Below are 1,262 nucleotides of genomic sequence, written 5' to 3'. Positions count from 1 at the left end.
ACACAAACTCACATCAATGAAGATTGTAACAATACTCAAGAACTCATCCCTGATAATGTGATAAGAATACAAACACAAGATGGTAGTGGGGAGTTTATTGAGATAATATTTCCTAGTCAATTAGAACTCAATGATAAGCCTTTGGAAGATGTGAGTTATACATTTGCTCCAGCTTTAAGAGGTTTACATTCAATGTTTAAAATTACAAGTAGACTTAATAGTGGTTTAACACGACAAGAAGTAGTGAAAATTATTGAAAAACTACAAAAAGGTAGCAGTGGGAATATTCGCCTTCTGAAAAATAAAAAAGAATTAGATGAACTGTGGCAAAAATTAATAAAAAATGCCACAAAGTTGGAAGAAAAATATATTCCTATAAAAAATCATAAAACAGGACAAATTACGCAAGAAAAATTGATAAGATATAAATTGAATGATGAAATTGATATTATATATAGAACAGGTTCTGGAAGTGGGGGAGAAACAATAAATATTTATGGTAAAAATCCAAAGCTCAATAAAACTATTCATATTAAACCATAGGAATAAAAGTGAAAAGAATAAAAGTGATGTATGCAATGGGTAATCCTATTTTTTCTTATAAAGAAAAAGATGATATAGGATATAAAAGTTATGAAAATTTAAGTAAAGTATTAAATAATAAACCATATTTTTCTGAAATGGATTTACTTTTAGAATATTTAAGATACACAACAAAAACAGATATTCTCTTAGCATTTGAATATTTATTATTAAAACTTATTGATGATGAATTTTTTGCAAGACATGAAATAGATGCAAATATCATTCAATTTTATAATATTGATAGTCTTAATAACACTCCTTCTTTAAATACACCCAAACCTACCTATATAAGTGAATATATTAGTGTTTTGGGGCAGCTTTTTCTAGCAGGATATATAGATTTTGGATCTTATTGTGATGAAGATAGAAATAAAATAGATTATCCTTCAAACTTATCTTATTATAAAGAAGATAAATATCAAGCTTGGATATATTTTAGAGATAATTTTTTTTATAAAGAAAGATTTATTAGAGAGTTGGATGATGATGTTATTGTAGATGGGTGTAGCACAATGTTTTCTCCCACTTCTTGGGATACACCACAATATTGGTCACAATATAATATCTGGGTAGCAATAACCCCCAAAGGCACAAAATACTTCCAAGAAATCTTAGCTCCTAAATTTTACAACAAATACAAAGATCTAGAAGTAGAAATTGATGATAAAGGTAATATT

1 protein-coding gene and 1 pseudogene are annotated in these 1,262 nt (G+C 27.3%); both read left to right on the top strand.

Annotation, left to right across the window (positions count from 1 at the left end; genetic code table 11):
- A pseudogene (locus tag ACOTVC_RS08720) lies at positions 1–543 on the top strand (hypothetical protein); the annotation flags it as partial.
- 8 nt (positions 544–551) lie between these two features.
- The coding region (locus tag ACOTVC_RS08715; protein WP_421628362.1) for a hypothetical protein at positions 552–1,262 on the top strand (711 nt) is incomplete at its 3' end.

The organism is Campylobacter sp. GB48 (assembly GCF_049221845.1).
In the GTDB taxonomy this organism is placed as follows: Bacteria; Campylobacterota; Campylobacteria; order Campylobacterales; family Campylobacteraceae; genus Campylobacter_D; species Campylobacter_D lari_C.
Note: the sequence above shows the minus strand (reverse complement) of the source record. Positions and strands in the feature narration are given on the sequence as shown.